The organism is Pseudomonas sp. GW821-FHT07F01 (assembly GCF_059418825.1).
In genome coordinates this window covers 253,411-268,751 of the sequence record NZ_JBWKQO010000005.1, presented here as the reverse complement: position 1 = coordinate 268,751, position 15,341 = coordinate 253,411, and the positions used below count along the sequence as shown (strand labels likewise).

Annotated in this window: 18 protein-coding genes; 1 reads left to right on the top strand and 17 read right to left on the bottom strand. The window is 60.2% G+C overall.

The features are described from left to right. Positions 1-8: 8 nt before the first annotated feature. The 12 genes from rlmN to trmJ all read right to left on the bottom strand — a co-directional run bounded on the left by rlmN (position 9) and on the right by trmJ (position 9,104). Positions 9-1,157, bottom strand: a complete 1,149-nt coding sequence (gene rlmN / locus AC07R1_RS19585; protein WP_011063210.1) for a dual-specificity RNA methyltransferase RlmN — start codon at positions 1,155-1,157, stop codon at positions 9-11. A 28-nt stretch (positions 1,158-1,185) separates the two neighbouring features. Beyond that, the gene (gene ndk / locus AC07R1_RS19580) at positions 1,186-1,611 is read right to left on the bottom strand and encodes a nucleoside-diphosphate kinase (protein ID WP_011063211.1); all 426 of its coding nucleotides are present in this window, start codon (positions 1,609-1,611) and stop codon (positions 1,186-1,188) included. A gap of 94 nt (positions 1,612-1,705) precedes the next feature. Further along, on the bottom strand, positions 1,706-1,906 hold the full coding sequence (iscX, locus tag AC07R1_RS19575; RefSeq protein ID WP_011063212.1) for a Fe-S cluster assembly protein IscX: 201 nt from the start codon (positions 1,904-1,906) through the stop codon (positions 1,706-1,708). 15 nt (positions 1,907-1,921) lie between these two features. Beyond that, complete coding sequence (gene fdx / locus AC07R1_RS19570; RefSeq protein ID WP_011063213.1) at positions 1,922-2,263, bottom strand: ISC system 2Fe-2S type ferredoxin; 342 nt, start codon at positions 2,261-2,263, stop codon at positions 1,922-1,924. Positions 2,264-2,266: 3 nt separating this feature from the next. Further along, a complete protein-coding gene (gene hscA / locus AC07R1_RS19565) occupies positions 2,267-4,129 on the bottom strand; it encodes a Fe-S protein assembly chaperone HscA (RefSeq protein ID WP_011063214.1) in 1,863 nt (620 codons plus the stop codon). Positions 4,130-4,180: 51 nt separating this feature from the next. Continuing rightward, positions 4,181-4,702: a co-chaperone HscB gene (hscB, locus tag AC07R1_RS19560; protein ID WP_011063215.1), complete on the bottom strand. Its 522-nt coding sequence runs from the start codon at positions 4,700-4,702 to the stop codon at positions 4,181-4,183. A gap of 8 nt (positions 4,703-4,710) precedes the next feature. Then, positions 4,711-5,034: an iron-sulfur cluster assembly protein IscA gene (iscA, locus tag AC07R1_RS19555; RefSeq protein WP_007929524.1), complete on the bottom strand. Its 324-nt coding sequence runs from the start codon at positions 5,032-5,034 to the stop codon at positions 4,711-4,713. A gap of 42 nt (positions 5,035-5,076) precedes the next feature. After that, positions 5,077-5,463 (bottom strand): Fe-S cluster assembly scaffold IscU, encoded by a 387-nt coding sequence (iscU, locus tag AC07R1_RS19550; protein WP_007929523.1) that lies wholly within the window; start codon positions 5,461-5,463, stop codon positions 5,077-5,079. A gap of 94 nt (positions 5,464-5,557) precedes the next feature. Further along, the gene (locus AC07R1_RS19545; RefSeq protein ID WP_495110862.1) at positions 5,558-6,772 is read right to left on the bottom strand and encodes an IscS subfamily cysteine desulfurase; all 1,215 of its coding nucleotides are present in this window, start codon (positions 6,770-6,772) and stop codon (positions 5,558-5,560) included. A 50-nt stretch (positions 6,773-6,822) separates the two neighbouring features. Then, on the bottom strand, positions 6,823-7,314 hold the full coding sequence (iscR, locus tag AC07R1_RS19540; protein ID WP_011063217.1) for a Fe-S cluster assembly transcriptional regulator IscR: 492 nt from the start codon (positions 7,312-7,314) through the stop codon (positions 6,823-6,825). 240 nt (positions 7,315-7,554) lie between these two features. Continuing rightward, entirely contained in the window at positions 7,555-8,331 is a 777-nt protein-coding gene (cysE, locus tag AC07R1_RS19535; RefSeq protein WP_011063218.1) for a serine O-acetyltransferase, read from the bottom strand. Continuing rightward, a complete protein-coding gene (gene trmJ / locus AC07R1_RS19530; protein ID WP_495110861.1) occupies positions 8,331-9,104 on the bottom strand; it encodes a tRNA (cytosine(32)/uridine(32)-2'-O)-methyltransferase TrmJ in 774 nt (257 codons plus the stop codon). The genes cysE and trmJ overlap by 1 nt, the downstream gene beginning before the upstream one ends. Positions 9,105-9,349: 245 nt before the next feature. Between trmJ and suhB the strand changes: the two genes are divergently transcribed. Then, entirely contained in the window at positions 9,350-10,165 is an 816-nt protein-coding gene (gene suhB, locus AC07R1_RS19525) for a type III secretion system regulator SuhB (RefSeq protein WP_011063220.1), read from the top strand. A gap of 129 nt (positions 10,166-10,294) precedes the next feature. On the opposite strand, the gene AC07R1_RS19520 is transcribed toward suhB, so the two are convergent. The 5 genes from AC07R1_RS19520 to tgt form a co-directional block, all read right to left on the bottom strand. Beyond that, on the bottom strand, positions 10,295-10,849 hold the full coding sequence (locus tag AC07R1_RS19520; RefSeq protein WP_011063221.1) for a glycine zipper 2TM domain-containing protein: 555 nt from the start codon (positions 10,847-10,849) through the stop codon (positions 10,295-10,297). Between the two features lie 122 nt (positions 10,850-10,971). Next, entirely contained in the window at positions 10,972-11,886 is a 915-nt protein-coding gene (gene secF / locus AC07R1_RS19515) for a protein translocase subunit SecF (protein WP_011063222.1), read from the bottom strand. Positions 11,887-11,895: 9 nt separating this feature from the next. Next, positions 11,896-13,764: a protein translocase subunit SecD gene (secD, locus tag AC07R1_RS19510; protein ID WP_011063223.1), complete on the bottom strand. Its 1,869-nt coding sequence runs from the start codon at positions 13,762-13,764 to the stop codon at positions 11,896-11,898. A gap of 62 nt (positions 13,765-13,826) precedes the next feature. Next, a complete protein-coding gene (gene yajC, locus AC07R1_RS19505; protein WP_495110860.1) occupies positions 13,827-14,165 on the bottom strand; it encodes a preprotein translocase subunit YajC in 339 nt (112 codons plus the stop codon). A gap of 48 nt (positions 14,166-14,213) precedes the next feature. Next, a complete protein-coding gene (tgt, locus tag AC07R1_RS19500; protein WP_162470478.1) occupies positions 14,214-15,329 on the bottom strand; it encodes a tRNA guanosine(34) transglycosylase Tgt in 1,116 nt (371 codons plus the stop codon). Between the last annotated feature and the right edge of the window lie 12 nt (positions 15,330-15,341).

Below are 15,341 nucleotides of genomic sequence, written 5' to 3'. Positions count from 1 at the left end.
ATCCTCTCTCAGGTACGGGTTGCGGCGCTTTGCGGCATATCGGCGTCGGCGCTCAACTCACGCACGGCGATATAGCGTTCGCTACGACGGGTGCGGTCCAGCACCTGCCCGACCAACTGACCGCAGGCGGCATCGATGTCTTCACCACGCGTGGTGCGCACGGTGACGTTGAAACCGGCGTGATGCAGCTGGTCCTGGAAGCGACGAATGGCATTGTTGCTCGGACGCTCGTACCCGGAATGCGGGAACGGGTTGAACGGGATCAGGTTGATCTTGCACGGTACATCCTTGAGCAGCTCGATCATCTCCACCGCGTGCTCAAGCTTGTCGTTGACGTCTTTGAGCAGGGTGTACTCGATGGTCAGCACACGCTTCTCACCCAGGGCCGACATGTAGCGCTGGCAGGACTCGAGCAGCATCTTCAGCGGGTACTTCTTGTTGATCGGTACCAGCTGGTTGCGCAGCGCATCATTGGGTGCGTGCAGAGACAACGCCAGCGAGACGTCGATGTGCTTGGCCAGCTCATCGATCATCGGCACCACGCCGGAGGTCGACAGGGTCACCCGGCGCTTGGAGATGCCGTAGCCCAGGTCGTCCATCATCAGGTGCATGGCAGCGATGACGTTGTCGAAGTTCAGCAGCGGCTCACCCATGCCCATCATCACCACGTTGGTGATGGCACGGTCGACGGTCGCCGGGACGCTGCCAAAGGATTTGTTGGCAATCCACACCTGGCCGATGACTTCGGCGGCGGTGAGGTTGCTGTTGAAGCCTTGCTTGCCGGTGGAGCAGAAACTGCAATCCAGGGCACAGCCCGCCTGGGACGAAACGCACAGAGTGCCGCGCTTGCCCTGGGGAATGTAGACGGTCTCGACGCAGCTGCCGGACGCCACGCGCACCACCCATTTACGGGTGCCGTCGCTGGAGATGTCCTCGCTGACCACTTCCGGACCGCGAATCTCGGCAACAGCCTTGAGCTTTTCGCGCAAGGCCTTGCCGACATTCGTCATGGCGTCGAAATCATCGACGCCAAAGTGGTGAATCCATTTCATTACCTGACCGGCACGGAAACGCTTCTCCCCGATTGAGTCGAAGAATTTCTCCATTTCCGGTTGAGTAAGCCCCAACAGGTTAGTTTTGCCGATCGATGCAGTCATGGTTTCACCTCTCACGCGCAAGCCTTACTCAGCGAGCGGTTACTTCAGTAGCTGCGAAGAAGTAAGCGATTTCGCGAGCAGCGGCAGCTTCGGAGTCCGAACCGTGAACGGCGTTGGCGTCGATGGACTCGGCGAAGTCAGCACGGATGGTGCCGGCAGCAGCTTCTTTAGGGTTGGTAGCGCCCATCAGCTCACGGTTGCGAACGATGGCGTTTTCGCCTTCCAGAACCTGAACAACAACCGGGCCGGAAGTCATGAAGGCAACCAGTTCGCCGAAGAAGCCACGCTCGCTGTGCTCAGCGTAGAAGCCTTCAGCTTCAGCCTTGGACAGTTGCTTCATTTTCGAAGCTACAACGCGCAGGCCGGCTTCTTCAAAACGGGAAACGATCTTGCCGATAACGTTTTTTGCAACAGCGTCAGGCTTGATGATGGAGAAAGTACGTTGAACAGCCATGGTGTAACTCCAGAAACGGTGATTAAAGCGAAAAATTAAACCCGCGAATTATACGCGGGTTTATAGGGATTGCCTAACTGCGTAGCCCGCGGATTCAGTCAGCTTCGTCGATCCAGGCGGCCTGAATTGCTTCAAGAACCTTCTCGCCTCCGCGAGCCGGATCGTCGCTGAACTCCGGCAGTGCCAGAACCCATTGGTGCAGATCGACAAAGTTCACATAACGCGGATCCACATCCGGCTTGGACTCAGCCAGTTGGATCGCGATTTCCAGTACATCAACCCACTTGAGGCTCATGCCAGTTCCTTGAAATCAGTGCGGCGCTTCGGCTGCATGGTTGAGCGAGTATTTTGGAATTTCGACGGTCAGGTCTTCATCGCCGACGATGGCCTGGCAGGACAGGCGCGACTGCGCTTCCAGGCCCCAGGCCTTGTCCAGCAGGTCTTCTTCCAGCTCGTCAGCCTCGTTCAGCGAGTCGAAGCCTTCACGAATGATGCAATGGCAGGTGGTGCAGGCACAGACGCCGCCACAGGCACTTTCGATCTCGATGTGGTTGTCATGCGCCACCTCGAGCACCGAGACGCCAGGCTCGACCTCTACAACCAGGCCGTCCGGACAGAACACGGCGTGTGGCAGAAAAATGATCTGCGGCATCAGTTATTCCTCGATTTCATTCAGGTTGCGCCCCGCCAGCGCGGCTTTCACCGTCGAATCCAGGCGTCGGGCAGCAAAGGCATCGGTCACTTGCGACAGACGCTTGGTCTGCTGCTCGATGGCATAACCATCGGTGCCACGCATCAATTCACTCAATTCCTGCATCTGCAGCTCGATAACCATGCGCTCTTCGGCGTCCAGCAGACGCTCGCCATCGGCGTCCAAGGCACCTTGCACCGCCTCGATCAGGCGCTGAGCATCAACCTGCTGCTCGCGCAGTACACGGGCCACCTTGTCGTCGCCGGCGTACTGGAAGGAATCCTTGAGCATCTTGGCGATCTCGCCGTCGGTCAGACCGTAGGATGGCTTGACCTGGATGCTGGCTTCGACGCCCGAACCCAGCTCTCGCGCAGAAACGCTGAGCAGGCCATCGGCGTCGACCTGGAAGGTCACGCGGATCTTCGCCGCACCGGCCACCATCGGTGGGATGCCGCGCAATTCGAAACGCGCCAGGGAGCGGCAGTCGCTGATCAGCTCGCGCTCGCCCTGCAGCACATGAACCATCATGGCCGTCTGGCCATCCTTGTAGGTGGTGAAGTCCTGGGCACGGGCAACCGGAATGGTGGTGTTGCGCGGAATCACCTTCTCCATCAGCCCGCCCATGGTTTCCAACCCCAGGGACAGCGGAATCACGTCCAGCAGCAGCAATTCGCCGCCTTCGCGCTTGTTGCCGGCCAAGGTATCGGCCTGGATCGCGGCCCCAATGGCCACCACTTGATCCGGATCGATCTCGGTCAACGGCTGGCGACCGAACATTTCAGCCACCGCCTCACGCACACGCGGCACACGAGTCGAACCGCCCACCATGACCACCGCCTGCACTTCATCCAATTCGACATTGGAATCGCGTACAGCACGACGACAGGCCTTGAGGCTGCGGGCAACCATCGGCTCGATCAGGGCGTCGAAGGCGTCGCGAGTCAGGGTGGCACGCCAATCGCCATACACCACTTCCACGGACGCGGCGCCGGTCAAGGCTTCCTTGGCCGCACAAGCGGCTTGCAACAGACTGCGCTGGGTACCCGGGTCGAGGTCGGCGGACAGGCCCGCGCCCTCGATGATCCAGCCGGCAATGGCGTGATCGAAGTCATCGCCGCCCAGGGCAGTATCGCCACCGGTAGCCAAGACTTCGAAGACGCCGCCGGTCAGGCGCAGAATGGAAATATCGAAGGTGCCGCCACCCAAGTCATAGATCGCCACCACGCCTTCGGCATGCTGATCCAGACCATAAGCCACAGCCGCCGCGGTCGGCTCGTTGAGCAGGCGCAGCACATTTAGGCCGGCCAGCTTGGCCGCATCCTTGGTGGCTTGGCGCTGGGCGTCGTCGAAATAGGCAGGAACGGTGATGACCGCACCTACCAGCTCGCCACCCAGGGCCGCCTCAGCACGCTGACGCAGCACCTTGAGCACTTCAGCCGATACCTCCACCGGGCTTTTCGGCCCCTGGATGGTCTCGATGAACGGCATGTGCGACTCGCCCTCGACGAAGCGATAGGGCAGTTGCTCACCCAGCTGCTTGACGTCGGACAGGCCACGCCCCATCAGGCGCTTGACCGAAAGCACGGTGTTCAAAGGGTCGGTAGGTGCAGCCAGGCGGGCAGACTCGCCCACCTCGACGCGGTCGGCGTGATAACGCACCGCGGACGGCAGAATCACCTGCCCCTGCGCGTCGGCCAGCGGCTCGGAAAGACCACTGCGCAAGGCAGCGACCAGCGAATTGGTAGTGCCCAAGTCGATCCCCACAGCCAGGCGACGCTGGTGCGGTTGAGGACTTTGGCCGGGTTCGGCGATCTGCAGTAGGGCCATGCTTATCTGGACTTATCTGTATATCAGGCGTGCGACCGGAGCGGCACTGGGTTAATCGTCGAGGCGCTCTTCTAACTGGCGCACTTCGTAGGTGAGCTTGTCGAGGAACTGCATGCGCCGCATCAGGCGCTCGGCCTGCTCGCGTTGCGCCGCATCATCCCAACAGGCTGCGAAGCTTTCATTCAGTTCATCCTGGGCTGTCTTGAGCCGACGCTTGAATGCCGCCACTCCGGCCAGGTCGGCGCTGTCCTGCAAATCCTCGAGTTCTTCGCGCCATTGCATCTGCTGCAGAAGAAACTCCGGATCATGCACCGTGACTTCCAGCGGCAACTCGCCGCCATTCAAAGCCAGCAGGTAACGGGCGCGCTTGGGCGGGCTCTTGAGGGTCTGGTAAGCCTCGTTGAGGCTTGCCGACTGCTCCAGGGCCAGGCGCTGCTCGCGCTCGGAAGCATCGGCAAAACGGTCTGGATGAACCCCACGCGCCAACTCGCGGTAGCGCGCGGCCAACTGCTCGAGATCCAGGCGGAAGCTCGGTTGCAGCTCAAATAAAGCGAAATGACAAGGAGTACCCACGACAAGCCTCAGATGTTGAAGCTTTCGCCGCAGCCACACTCACCGCGCACGTTGGGGTTGTTGAACTTGAAGCCTTCGTTCAACCCTTCCTTGACGAAATCAAGTTCGGTGCCGTCCAGATAGGTCAGGCTTTTCGGATCGATGATCACTTTCTCGCCGTGACTCTCGAATACCTGATCGTCCTCGCCAATCTCGTCGACGAACTCCAGCACGTAGGCAAGGCCGGAACAGCCCGTGGTGCGAACACCCAGACGAATCCCATCACCCTTGCCGCGCCCGTTGAGGGAGCGTCGCACGTGTTGAGCAGCCGCTTCTGTCATGCTGATAGCCATCGTGACTCCTTACTTGTCGCCAAATCTGTGAAAGCCGATCGGTCAGATCAGGCCTTTCTTCTGCTTGTAGTCGCGTACGGCGGCCTTGATGGCGTCTTCGGCGAGTACCGAGCAGTGAATCTTCACGGGAGGCAGGGCCAGCTCTTCAGCCAGCTGGGTGTTCTTGATGGTTTCGGCTTCATCCAGGGTCTTGCCCTTCATCCACTCAGTGGCCAGGGAGCTGGAAGCAATGGCGGAACCGCAGCCATAGGTCTTGAACTTGGCGTCTTCGATGATGCCCTGCTCATTGACCTTGATCTGCAGGCGCATCACGTCGCCGCAGGCAGGAGCGCCGACCATGCCGGTGCCGACATCCGGATCTTCCGCGTTCATCTTGCCGACGTTGCGCGGGTTCTCGTAGTGGTCGATGACCTTTTCGCTGTAAGCCATGATTCTTAATCCTCACTCATCAGAGAGTCGCTCTTGGGTTCTGCAAATCGCCGTTATCGGTACGCTCTACAGAACCCTGTGCGGCGACTTATATTCAGTGCGCCGCCCACTCGATCTTCGAGATATCGACGCCATCTTTGTACATGTCCCACAGCGGCGACAGAGCGCGCAGCTTGGTAACGGCTTCGCAGACTTTCTGCGCCGCGTAATCGATTTCTTCTTCAGTGGTGAAGCGGCCGAAGGTGAAGCGGATCGAGCTGTGAGCCAGCTCGTCGTTGCGACCCAGGGCACGCAGCACGTAGGAAGGCTCCAGGGAGGCCGAAGTACAGGCCGAACCGGAAGACACTGCCAGGTCCTTGAGGGCCATGATCAGCGACTCGCCTTCAACGTAGTTGAAGCTCAGGTTCAGGTTGTGCGGTACGCGGGCAGTCATGCTGCCGTTGATGTACAGCTCTTCCAGGTGCTCGACCTGCTTGTAGAAGCGGTCGCTCAGGACCTTGATGCGCAGGTTCTCGGCAGCCATGTCTTCCTTGGCCACGCGGAAGGCTTCGCCCATGCCGACGATCTGGTGAGTAGCCAGGGTGCCGGAACGCATGCCGCGCTCGTGACCACCGCCGTGCATGGTGGCTTCCAGGCGCACCCGCGGCTTGCGGCTGACGTACAGCGCGCCGATCCCTTTCGGGCCGTAGGTCTTGTGGGCGGAGAAGGACATCAGGTCGACCTTCAGGGCCTGCAGGTCGATGTCGACCTTGCCGGTGGACTGAGCGCCGTCGACGTGGAACAACACGCCCTTGGAGCGGGTCAGTTCGCCGATGGCAGCGATGTCGTTGATGGTGCCGATCTCGTTGTTCACATGCATGATCGAAACCAGGATGGTGTCGTCACGCAGGGCTGCTTCGACCATGGCCGGAGTGATGAGGCCGTCTTCGCCCGGCTCGATGTAGGTCACTTCGAAGCCTTCACGCTCGAGTTGGCGCATGGTGTCCAGGACAGCCTTGTGCTCGATCTTCGAGGTGATCAGGTGCTTGCCCTTGGTGTGGTAGAAATGCGCGACACCCTTGATTGCCAGGTTGTCGGATTCGGTAGCACCGGAAGTCCAGACGATTTCACGCGGGTCGGCGTTAACCAGGTCGGCCACTTGGCGACGGGCGTTTTCCACCGACTCTTCGGCTTTCCAGCCAAACACGTGGGAGCGGGACGCCGGGTTACCGAAGTTCCCGTCGACCAGCAGGCATTCACTCATTTTCTGCGCGACGCGCGGATCAACCGGGGTGGTCGCTGAGTAATCAAGGTAAATCGGCAATTTCATGGACTCTCTCCTAAATCAGGCTGGCTGGCGTGCCGCTAGCTCTTTGGCTGTCATTCGACGGCGGACGCTTCAATCTTGTCCAGGCGCGGCGCCTTGCCATTACAACGGCGCTGGTCCTGACGCTGGGCTACTTCTTGCACCTCACGGCGAGTGACAAGGTCAGCCAAGCTGATACCGCTTAGAAATTCGTGGATCTGCAGGCTCAGATCGCACCACAGGTGGTGCGTCAGGCAGGTGTCGCCGGCATGGCAATCACCCAGCCCCTGGCATTTGGTTGCATCGACCGATTCGTTCACCGCATCGATCACCTGGGCCACCTGGATCCCCTGCATGTCGCGGGACAGCTGATAGCCGCCACCAGGACCCCGGACGCTGGACACAAGATTGCTACGGCGCAATTTGGCGAAAAGCTGTTCGAGATAGGACAGGGAAATGCCTTGGCGCTCGGAGATATCGGCCAGGGAGACCGGGCCATGTTGCGCGTGCAACGCCAGATCGAGCATGGCGGTCACGGCGTATCGGCCTTTAGTAGTCAGTCGCATGGACAAGTACCACGGAGTTTCGGAATGGAGGCGAGTATGCAATACCCGAGTAATCAGGTCAACTATAAGACCAACTACTTTAGTCGGATTTACCCGCAAAAGAGCGCGCGAATCATAGCAAAGTCTGCGACGTAATGGCACAGCGCGATGGCAACAACTGACCCGCGGGTCGCTTATGGCATCTCGGGGGCTTTTTCGCCGGCAAACCGGCTCCTGCAGGAGAAGCCGGTTTGCGGGGCATCAGCCGACCTGGCTGTCGCCCTTGCCCTTGACTTCAGCGAAGTCTTCTTCACGCAGGGCAGGCAAGTCCTTGGCGCAGTAGTCACTGCCCAGATCCTTCAGCGCGCCACACATCCCCTCTAGACGACCATCGACCGCTTGCAGGTGATCAAGCAACTGACCAATGGCCCGCGCCACGGGGTCAGGCATGTCTTCGCTGACGCCATAGGCATCGAAGCCGAGCTTTTCCGCCATGGCCTTGCGCTTGGCTTCCTGCTCATCATTGGATTTCATGATGATCCGCCCCGGAATCCCCACTACGGTCGCACCGGCCGGCACTGCCTTGGTCACCACGGCATTGGAACCGACCTTGGCCCCGGCCCCGACCGTGAACGGCCCCAGCACCTTGGCGCCAGCCCCCACCACCACACCATCTTCCAGGGTCGGGTGGCGCTTGCCTTTATTCCAACTGGTGCCACCCAGGGTCACCCCCTGGTAAAGCGTGACGTCATCACCGATCTCGGCGGTTTCGCCAATGACGATGCCCATTCCATGGTCAATAAAGAAGCGACGACCGACCTTGGCCCCCGGATGAATCTCGATCCCGGTCAGCCAGCGCCCGAAGTTCGAGACCAGCCGCGCCAGCCACTTCCAGCCCATCCCCCACAAGGCGCCGGACAGGCGATGGATCCAGATCGCATGCATCCCCGGGTAGCAGGTCAGCACCTCAAAGGCGTTGCGCGCTGCCGGGTCACGATGGAAAACACTTTGGATATCTTCACGCAGACGTTCGAACATCACTGATCCTTCCGCTTCTGTAGCTCCCCACGAGCCGCTTTCTGGGTTTCCGTGAGGATGCCTCGCAATATATTCATTTCCGCCCGGCTGACCGAGCTGCGACCGTACAACCGACGCAAGCGCGCCATCAAGTGTCGAGGTTTCTCCGGATCGAGGAAGTCGATGGCCACCAGGGTTTGCTGCAGGTGCTCGTAGAACCGCTCCAGCTCATCCATGGTTGCCAGCTCATCACTGCGCGGCGACGCCACCTCATCCTTCTCCACCTTGCTCGGCTGGCCCTGGGCTGCCAACCAGGACATGCGCACTTCATAGGTCAGCACTTGCACCGCCGTGGCCAGGTTCAACGAGCTGAACTCCGGATCCGACGGGATATGCACATGGAAATGACATCGCTGCAGTTCGTCATTGGTCAGGCCGGAATCTTCACGACCGAACACCAGAGCGATCTGCGCCCCCTGCCCGGCCTCCTCCACGACCTTGAGGCCCGACTCGCGGGGATCCAGCAGCGGCCAGGGAATGCGCCGATCACGAGCGCTGGTGCCGAACACCAGGGTGCAACCCGCCAGAGCATCCTCCAGCGTCGCCACCACCCGGGCATTTTCGAGAATATCGGTGGCACCAGAAGCCCGCGCATCCGCCTCATGGGACGGAAATACCCGCGGCTCCACCAGCACCAGCCGCGACAAGCCCATGTTCTTCATGGCACGCGCAGCCCCGCCGATATTGCCCGGATGACTGGTATTGACCAGGACGACACGAATGTTCTGCAGCAAGGGAGGCGCTCTCGGACACGGGAAGGGGGAGCAAATATTACAGAACAGGCTGCACCACCGCCTCAAAAATAACCATCTGCCAATTCCGCTGCCTTATTGAGAGCCCGTGACAGGAGCGGCCAATACCCGCTGACGAAATGCGCCACACAGCGGATCAATGCAATCAAAGCGAACGCCGACCTTCATCTGCAAAAGTTTTCTGCTAGAATGCTCGGCTTTCTTTAACAACCTTAGGTGACCTATCCATGCAGCCAATGCTGAATATCGCGCTGCGCGCCGCCCGCAGCGCCAGTGAATTGATTTTCCGCTCCATCGAGCGCCTGGATACCATCAAGGTCGACGAAAAAGACGCCAAAGACTACGTATCCGAAGTTGATCGCGCTGCCGAGCAGAAGATCATCGACGCGCTGCGCAAAGCCTACCCGACCCACGCCATCCTCGGCGAAGAAACCGGCCTGCACGCCGGCAGCGGCGAAGGCGAAGACTACCTGTGGATCATCGACCCGCTGGACGGCACCACCAACTTCCTGCGTGGCATCCCGCACTTTGCCGTGAGCATCGCCTGCAAATACCGTGGCCGCCTGGAACACGCCGTGGTTCTGGACCCGGTTCGCCAGGAAGAATTCACCGCCAGCCGTGGCCGCGGTGCCCAGCTGAACGGTCGTCGCCTGCGGGTCAGCGGCCGCACCAGCCTGGACGGCGCCCTGCTGGGCACCGGCTTCCCCTTCCGTGACGACCAGATGGACAACCTGGACAACTACCTGGGCATGTTCCGCGCCCTGGTCGGCCAGACTGCAGGCATCCGTCGCGCTGGCGCAGCAAGCTTGGACCTGGCCTACGTCGCCGCCGGTCGCTTTGACGCCTTCTGGGAATCGGGCCTGTCCGAATGGGACATGGCAGCAGGCGCCCTGCTGATCCAGGAAGCCGGCGGCCTGGTGAGCGACTTCACCGGCGGTCACGACTTCCTGGAAAAAGGCCACGTCGTGGCCGGCAACACCAAATGCTTCAAGGCAGTTCTGACCGCCATCCAGCCGCACCTGCCGGCTTCGCTGAAGCGCTAAGCACCAGCGACAAAAAAAGCACCCCAAGGGGTGCTTTTTTTATGCCCGCAATTGCCGTAGAAGCTAGCTTGCCGGCGAATGGGACCTTGAGATCGCCTTCGCCGGCAAACAGGCTCCTGCAATTGAGGGTTACTGGCCGGGCTGATTCTGGTTCTGACCGAGAATCAGGCGCCCTTCTTTATCCACCGGAATCTGGTTGCCCGGATCCCGATCCATACGCACCTGGCCCTGCTTGCCACCCAGGTCGTACTTCACGTCATAACCAACGATCTTGTCACTGATGTCATTGACCGTGTTACAGCGAGTCTGGGTGGTGGTGTAGGTATCACGCTCCTGCATGCCTTCCTGCACCTTGTTCCCCGCATAGCCCCCACCAACAGCACCGGCAACCGTGGCGAGTTTCTTGCCATTGCCATTACCGATCATGCTGCCCAACAGGCCACCGCCCACTGCGCCAGCCACGGTGCCCAGGATCTGATGCTCATCCTTGACCGGGCGCTGCCGGGTCACGGCGACGTCCTTGCAGACTTCCCGCGGGGTCTTGATCTGTTGCTTGACCGGCTGAACGGCCAGCACTTGCGCATACTCAGGGCCGCTTTTAACCAGGCTGTAGGTGGCAACAGCACCCCCGGCGGTGACACCGACAGCACCCAATACCGCACCAACCAGCAACGACTTGTTCACGTGAACCTCCTGACCATACATGCGGGTCAAAAGCCCGCGCTTCTCCCAGCCTTGGAGCAAAAAAAAAGGCGCGAGTTCAACACTCGCGCCTTTTTAACTGACAGCCGGAACAGGTCAGGCCATCAAGGACGGTCGTCCACTTCCTTCTCGGTATTGGCCGGAGGAATCAGGTCTTCACTGTTCAGGTTCAGCCAGATCAGCACCACGTTGGCGATGTAGATCGACGAGTAGGTACCCGCCAACACACCGACGAACAGGGCGATGGAGAAGCCCCACAGGTTGTCGCCACCGAAGAACAGCAGGGCCACGATCGCCAGCAGGGTGGAGATCGAAGTAGCCATGGTGCGCAGCAGGGTCTGGGTGGTCGAGATGTTGATGTTCTCGATCAGGCTGGCCTTGCGCAGCACACGGAAGTTCTCACGCACCCGGTCGAACACCACGATGGTGTCGTTGAGCGAGTAACCGATGATCGCCAGTACCGCCGCCAGCACCGTCAGGTCGAAGGTGATCTGGAAAAACGACAGGATACCCACGGTCACGATCACGTCGTGGATCAGCGAGACGATGGCACCGACCGCGAACTTCCACTGGAAGCGGAACGCCAGGTAGATGAGGATGCCGCCCAGCGCCATGAGCATGCCGAGGCCACCCTGGTCGCGCAGCTCTTCACCCACCTGCGGGCCGACGAACTCGACGCGCTTGACCTGCGCCGGGTTGTCACCGCCAACCTTCTGCAGCGCTTCAGCCACCTGGTGGCCCAGCTGCGGGTCTTCGCCCGGCATCCGCACCAGCAGGTCGGTGGTCGCACCGAAACTCTGCACGATGGCTTCGTGATAACCGGCGTCGTTCAGCTGCGAACGCACCTTCATCACGTCTGCCGGACGCTCGTAGGTCAGCTCGATGAGCGTGCCGCCGGTGAAGTCCAGACCGTAGTTCAAGCCTTTGTGGAACCAGCTGAACAACGCCAGGATGGTGAGCAGCACAGTGACGCCGAACGCAACGTTGCGCACGCCCATGAAGTTAATAGTACGTAACATGGCAGCCCCTTAAATCCACAACTTCTTGAAGTCACGACCGCCGAAGATCAGGTTGACCATCGCGCGGGTCAGCCAGATGGCCGTGAACATCGAGGTAAAGATCCCGAGGGACATGGTCACCGCAAAGCCCTTGACCGGGCCGGTGCCCATGGCAAAGAGGATGCCACCCACCAGCAATGTGGTCAGGTTGGAGTCCAGAATCGCGGTGAATGCCCGGCCGAAGCCTTCGTTGATTGCTCGCTGCACGGTCATGCCGGCGGCGATCTCTTCACGTATCCGCGAGAAGATCAGCACGTTGGCGTCCACCGCCATGCCCATGGTCAGCACGATACCGGCGATACCCGGCAGGGTCAGCGTAGCCCCCAGCAGGGACATCAGGGCCAGCAGCAACACCATGTTCAAGGCCAGCGCCACAGTGGCGATCACCCCGAAGAAGCGGTAGATGGCGATGATGAACAGCGACACGAACAGCATGCCCCACAGCGACGCATCGATACCCTTGGTGATGTTGTCAGCACCCAGGCTCGGACCGATTGTGCGCTCTTCAGCGAAGTACATCGGCGCCGCCAGACCACCGGCACGCAACAGCAGCGCCAGTTCGGAGGATTCGCCCTGGCCATTGAGGCCAGTGATACGGAACTGGCTGCCCAGCGGCGACTGGATGGTCGCCAGGCTGATGATCTTCTTCTCTTCCTTGAACGCCTGGACCGGCACGTCCTTCTCGACGCCGTCGACCACCTGCTTGGTATAGGTGGTGATCGGCTTCTGCTCGATGAAGATCACCGCCATGCTGCGACCGACGTTGCTGCGGGTCGAACGGTTCATCAGCTCGCCACCGTGGCCATCAAGCTTGATGTTCACCTGTGGGCGGCCATGCTCGTCGTAACCGGCCTGGGCATCGGTCACCTGGTCACCGGTGATGATCAGGCCACGCTCGATCTGCGCTGGAGGACGATTGCCCTCACGGAACTCGAAGGACTCGGAAGTCGCCTTGGAAGCACCCGGCTCGGCGGCCAGACGGAACTCCAGGTTGGCGGTCTTGCCCAGGATCCGCTTGGCTTCAGCGGTGTCCTGCACGCCCGGCAGCTCAACCACGATACGGTTGGCACCCTGGCGCTGAACCAGAGGCTCGGCCACACCCAGCTCGTTGACCCGGTTACGCACGGTGGTCAAGTTCTGCTTGATGGAGTATTCGCGGATTTCCGCCAGCTTGGCTGGGGTCATCGCCAGACGCAGCACCGGTTGGCCATTGAGGTCGGCCGGTACGATATCGAAATCATTGAAGTTCTTGCGAATCAGCGAACGGGCCTGCTCACGGCTGTCTTCATCGCTGAAGCCCAGCTGGATGGCGCCATTGAGCTGCGGCAGGCTGCGATAGCGCAGGCGCTCTTTGCGCAGCAGGCTCTTGACGTCGCCTTCATAGACTTTCAGGCGGGCGTCGAGGGCTTTGTCCATGTCCACTTCCAGCAGGAAGTGCACACCACCGGACAAGTCCAGACCCAGTTTCATCGGGTGCGCACCGAGGTTGCGCAGCCATTGCGGAGTGGTTTGCGCCAGGTTCAACGCCACCACATAGTCATCGCCCAGCGCCTTGCGCACTACATCCTTGGCCGGAAGCTGGTCTTCCTTGTTGGTCAAGCGCAGCAGGCCACCCTTGCCGTTGGCGGCAATGGAAGAAGCCTTGACGTTGATGCCGGCGTCGGTGAGCGCTTTGCTCGCACGATCCAGATCCGCCTGAGTGACCTGCAACGCGGTACTCGCGCCACTGACCTGAATGGCCGGATCATCAGGGTATAGATTGGGAGCGGAATAAATAAAACCGATCGCCAGCACCGCCAGGATCAGTAGGTACTTCCACAGAGGATATTTGTTCAGCATCACGCCGCCCGTTTATGACGCGGGGCGCCTTGCGCGCCCCGTCGATTGGTAAAAGATGAAACTTAGATCGCTTTCAGCGTGCCTTTTGGCAGCGTGGCAGCGATCGCGCCCTTCTGGAACTTCAGTTCAACGGAGTCCGACACTTCCAGAACCACGAAGTCATCGGTCACTTTGTTGATCTTGCCGGCAATACCGCCGGTGGTCACAACTTCGTCGCCTTTCTGCAGGCTACCCAGCAGGTTCTTCTGCTCTTTGGCGCGCTTGGCCTGTGGGCGCCAGATCATCAGATAGAAGATGACCAGGAAGCCGACCAGGAAAATCCACTCGAAACCAGTGCCAGCAGGACCGGCAACGGCAGGTGCAGCGGCGTCCGCATACGCGGCAGGGATCAAAAAGCTCATTTAACACTCCGATAATTTCAGAATTTAGTGTCTTAACGTCTTTAGAACTTATTCTAAAGGCGGCACGGGTAACCCGCGTTTGGCATAGAAGGAATCGACAAAGGCGGCCAATGTACCTTGTTGAATAGCCTCGCGCAAACCAGCCATAAGACGCTGGTAATGGCGCAAATTATGGATGGTATTGAGCATACTCCCGAGCATTTCCCCACACTTGTCCAAGTGGTGCAGATAAGCACGGGAGAAGTTCTGGCAGGTGTAGCAATCACAAGTTGGGTCCAGCGGCGAATCATCATGGCGATGGAACGCGTTACGGATCTTCAGCACGCCTGTATCGATGAACAGATGCCCATTGCGGGCATTGCGGGTTGGCATCACGCAATCGAACATGTCCACACCGCGGCGCACACCCTCAACCAGATCTTCCGGCTTGCCAACTCCCATAAGGTAACGAGGTTTGTCGGCTGGCATCTGGCCTGGCAGGTAGTCCAGGACCTTGATCATTTCATGCTTGGGCTCGCCCACCGACAGGCCGCCAATGGCCAGGCCGTCGAAGCCGATCTTGTCCAGGCCTTCCAGGGAGCGCATGCGCAGGTCCTGGTGCATGCCGCCCTGGACGATACCGAACAGCGCCGCGGTGTTGTCGCCGTGGGCATTCTTCGAGCGCTGGGCCCAGCGCAGGGACAGCTCCATGGAGATTCGCGCCACGTCTTCATCAGCCGGGTACGGCGTGCATTCATCGAAGATCATCACGATGTCCGAACCCAGGTCGCGCTGCACTTGCATCGACTCTTCCGGGCCCATGAACACCTTGGCGCCGTCCACCGGCGAGGCGAAGGTCACGCCCTCTTCCTTGATCTTGCGCATGGCACCCAGGCTGAACACCTGGAAGCCACCGGAGTCGGTCAGAATCGGGCCTTTCCACTGCATGAAATCATGCAGGTCACCGTGGGCCTTGATCACTTCCGTACCCGGGCGCAGCCACAGGTGGAAGGTGTTGCCGAGGATGATTTCGGCGCCGGTAGCGACGATATCCCGCGGCAGCATGCCCTTGACCGTGCCATAGGTGCCCACCGGCATGAAGGCCGGGGTTTCCACCGTGCCGCGGGGGAAGGTCAGGCGACCGCGACGAGCCTTGCCATCAGTGGCCAGGAGCTCGAAGGACATACGACAAGTGCG

Coding starts and splice junctions, on each gene's coding strand:
- rlmN (WP_011063210.1), bottom strand. CDS start 1,157: ATGACTGCATCGATCGGCAAAACTAACCTGTTGGGGCTTACTCAACCG.
- ndk (WP_011063211.1), bottom strand. CDS start 1,611: ATGGCTGTTCAACGTACTTTCTCCATCATCAAGCCTGACGCTGTTGCA.
- iscX (WP_011063212.1), bottom strand. CDS start 1,906: ATGAGCCTCAAGTGGGTTGATGTACTGGAAATCGCGATCCAACTGGCT.
- fdx (WP_011063213.1), bottom strand. CDS start 2,263: ATGCCGCAGATCATTTTTCTGCCACACGCCGTGTTCTGTCCGGACGGC.
- hscA (WP_011063214.1), bottom strand. CDS start 4,129: ATGGCCCTACTGCAGATCGCCGAACCCGGCCAAAGTCCTCAACCGCAC.
- iscA (WP_007929524.1), bottom strand. CDS start 5,034: ATGGCTATCAGCATGACAGAAGCGGCTGCTCAACACGTGCGACGCTCC.
- iscU (WP_007929523.1), bottom strand. CDS start 5,463: ATGGCTTACAGCGAAAAGGTCATCGACCACTACGAGAACCCGCGCAAC.
- AC07R1_RS19545 (WP_495110862.1), bottom strand. CDS start 6,772: ATGAAATTGCCGATTTACCTTGATTACTCAGCGACCACCCCGGTTGAT.
- iscR (WP_011063217.1), bottom strand. CDS start 7,314: ATGCGACTGACTACTAAAGGCCGATACGCCGTGACCGCCATGCTCGAT.
- cysE (WP_011063218.1), bottom strand. CDS start 8,331: ATGTTCGAACGTCTGCGTGAAGATATCCAAAGTGTTTTCCATCGTGAC.
- suhB (WP_011063220.1), top strand. CDS start 9,350: ATGCAGCCAATGCTGAATATCGCGCTGCGCGCCGCCCGCAGCGCCAGT.
- secF (WP_011063222.1), bottom strand. CDS start 11,886: ATGTTACGTACTATTAACTTCATGGGCGTGCGCAACGTTGCGTTCGGC.
- secD (WP_011063223.1), bottom strand. CDS start 13,764: ATGCTGAACAAATATCCTCTGTGGAAGTACCTACTGATCCTGGCGGTG.
- yajC (WP_495110860.1), bottom strand. CDS start 14,165: ATGAGCTTTTTGATCCCTGCCGCGTATGCGGACGCCGCTGCACCTGCC.
- tgt (WP_162470478.1), bottom strand. CDS start 15,329: ATGTCCTTCGAGCTCCTGGCCACTGATGGCAAGGCTCGTCGCGGTCGC.